The organism is Peribacillus sp. P4_C12 (genome assembly GCF_056402095.1).
The window spans coordinates 1-2,855 of record NZ_JBFUIB010000461.1 but is presented as its reverse complement, the minus strand read 5'-3'; the positions used below and the strand labels follow the sequence as shown (position 1 = coordinate 2,855).

Annotated in this window: 3 protein-coding genes; all 3 read left to right on the top strand. The window is 42.3% G+C overall.

Features of this window, described 5'->3' with window-relative positions:
- The first annotated feature begins 153 nt into the window (after positions 1–153).
- The 3 genes from AC1DUW_RS24910 to ffh all read left to right on the top strand — a co-directional run bounded on the left by AC1DUW_RS24910 (position 154) and on the right by ffh (position 2,716).
- A complete protein-coding gene (locus AC1DUW_RS24910; RefSeq protein ID WP_477643729.1) occupies positions 154–639 on the top strand; it encodes a hypothetical protein in 486 nt (161 codons plus the stop codon).
- A gap of 392 nt (positions 640–1,031) precedes the next feature.
- Positions 1,032–1,364, top strand: a complete 333-nt coding sequence (locus AC1DUW_RS24905) for a putative DNA-binding protein (protein WP_053345297.1) — start codon at positions 1,032–1,034, stop codon at positions 1,362–1,364.
- A gap of 11 nt (positions 1,365–1,375) precedes the next feature.
- Positions 1,376–2,716 (top strand): signal recognition particle protein, encoded by a 1,341-nt coding sequence (ffh, locus tag AC1DUW_RS24900; protein ID WP_053345298.1) that lies wholly within the window; start codon positions 1,376–1,378, stop codon positions 2,714–2,716.
- The last annotated feature ends 139 nt before the right edge of the window (positions 2,717–2,855 follow it).

The following is a 2,855-nucleotide window of genomic DNA, read 5'->3' as shown; positions in this document are numbered from 1 at the left end:
TCTTTTTCACTGACCAACGGCAGATAAATGCAAACATCGCTACAACGACGAAACAGTGTGCTTTCCTGCCGTTGGTCAGTGAAAAAGATGATCCAGTCCTCGTTCTATGGCAATATGGAATGGGGACGACGGTGGCCTTCACTTCGGATCTAAGTGGCAAATGGTCTGGGGATTGGCCTGCTTGGGGTAAGTGGGGCTCTTTCCTCAATCAAATTGGTCACAATCACGCTACCTAAATTCGAAAGTGAGCCATATACTCTTACACAGGAAAATAGTGGTGAAGAAACCGTGATTATACTAGAATCAGCCTCACAAAACAACCTGCCTTTATCTGCAAATGTGGTTTCGGAAAATGGACAAATAGTTGATGCGAATACAAAACTCGTAGCTCCCGGGCAATATGAAATTATTATTCCGAAGCAGTCTGGTATGTATTATATCAGTGTAAAACAGGAAAACAATGAGGGTGGTACGAACCTGTATCAAACAGGTTTCACTGTGCCCTATTCAGAAGAGTACCTGCAGCAAGGTCTAAATAAGTCGCTTATCAAGGAATTGTTGGCTGTTTCGGGTGGCCAGGAGTTGAAAACGGAGGCTCAGGCATTCCGTGATTTACAGACCACATCCAGACAAAAGTAAAGCATTAGCCATTGGCTTCTCTTAACGGCGTTCCTACTTTTATTTGTAGAAATTACAATACGGCGTTTTGGCTTGCATAGAGTTTTACACCTATTTTCAGGAATTCCTAAAAAGACAGGAAGTAAATCATTAAAATCGGCTGAAACAGTCAAGAAACTGAAAACTGTGCAAGATGCGACACATAAAACACATATAACTGGGAAGGCAAATCTGAAATCAGAGTCTAATAATCAACGAGAGAGCCAGATGAAACGCCTTCTGGAAGCGAGAAAACGAAAAAAATAACGCTTTCCAAACAAGTGGTAAGGAGTTTAGCTTGACATCAAATACGCAACGCTATACAATATAAACTTGTAAAGGGTTTTCACTTAACAGCAGGGAGGCTTGCTAAGATGCTTGAAAAGACAACGCGGATTAACTATTTGTATGACTTTTACCAATCGTTGTTAACAGAGAAGCAGCAGAGCTATATGTCCCTCTACTATCTGGATGATTACTCTCTTGGGGAGATTGCCGATGAATACGAAGTGAGTAGACAGGCAGTCTATGATAATATAAAAAGAACAGAAGCGATGCTTGAGGAATACGAAGCAAAGCTATTGTTATTTCAAAAATTTCAAGAGCGTAACCAGTGGATTGCGAATATGAAGGAACTCATAGAAAAGGAAACCTTTTCAAAAGAGAATCTGCTTGACGCAATCACAACGCTTGAGAAGTTGGATTAGGAGGCGGCAATATGGCATTTGAAGGATTGGCCGACCGACTGCAGAGCACGATGCAAAAGATCCGCGGAAAAGGGAAGGTCAACGAAGCAGACGTTAAAGAAATGATGCGTGAAGTTCGATTGGCCCTACTTGAAGCGGACGTTAACTTTAAAGTCGTGAAGGAATTTGTAAAGCGTGTAAGTGAACGTTCGGTAGGCCAGGAAGTGCTAAAAAGCTTAACCCCCGGTCAACAGGTAATTAAAGTAGTTAAGGAAGAATTGACGGAGCTGATGGGCGGCGAACAGAGCAAGATAGCCGTTGCCTCGAAACCACCGACTGTCATTATGATGGTAGGGCTTCAAGGGGCAGGTAAAACGACAACCACCGGAAAGCTTGCCAATCTTCTTAGAAAAAAATACAACCGCACGCCATTGCTCGTTGCGGCTGATATTTACCGTCCGGCGGCGATTAAGCAGCTTGAAACACTTGGCAAACAATTAAGCATGCCTGTTTTTTCCCTTGGGGATCAGGTCAGTCCTGTTGAAATTGCCAAACAGGCGATCGAAAAAGCGAAGGAAGAACATCATGATTATGTGTTGATTGATACCGCAGGTCGTCTTCATGTTGATGAAAACCTGATGGGCGAACTGAAAGATATCAAAGAATTGACCAAACCGGATGAAATCTTCCTCGTTGTTGATGCGATGACCGGGCAGGATGCTGTCAATGTGGCCCAAAGCTTTAATGAGCAGCTTGGCCTGACTGGGGTCGTATTAACGAAACTTGATGGGGATACACGGGGTGGTGCGGCACTTTCGATTCGTTCAGTTACCAACACGCCGATTAAATTCGTCGGTATGGGTGAAAAATTGGATGCACTTGAAGCATTCCATCCAGAACGGATGGCTTCAAGAATCCTTGGTATGGGTGATGTATTAACCCTTATCGAAAAAGCACAGGCCAATGTAGATGAAGAAAAAGCGAAAGAATTAGAGAAAAAGATGCGTACCGCTACTTTTACCTTTGATGATTTCCTTGAGCAGCTTGGTCAGGTGCGTAATATGGGACCGCTTGATGACATTTTGAAAATGATTCCTGGTGCGAACAAGATGAAAGGGATGGATAACCTTCAAATCGATGAGAAACAGATCGGTCATGTTGAAGCTATCATCCGTTCAATGACAACACAGGAAAAGGAACATCCAGAAACCATGAATGCATCCCGCAAAAAACGGATTGCCAAAGGAAGCGGCAGATCTATTCAAGAAGTGAACCGTTTACTAAAGCAATTTGAAGAAATGAAAAAGATGATGAAACAGGTTACAAACATGCAAAAAGGGAAGAAAAAGGGATTCAAATTCCCGTTCATGTAAGGTTTATTTTAGGTCGAAACGAGGCGTAAATACAGGCTGAAGCCATGTATTTCAACACTTTTTTTACCTGTTAAGAAAAAAACCTTTACAAACATACAAGACATTTGATATTATACTATCTTGTGTGAAACTATTCGGA

Coding starts and splice junctions, on each gene's coding strand:
- AC1DUW_RS24905 (WP_053345297.1), top strand. CDS start 1,032: ATGCTTGAAAAGACAACGCGGATTAACTATTTGTATGACTTTTACCAA.
- ffh (WP_053345298.1), top strand. CDS start 1,376: ATGGCATTTGAAGGATTGGCCGACCGACTGCAGAGCACGATGCAAAAG.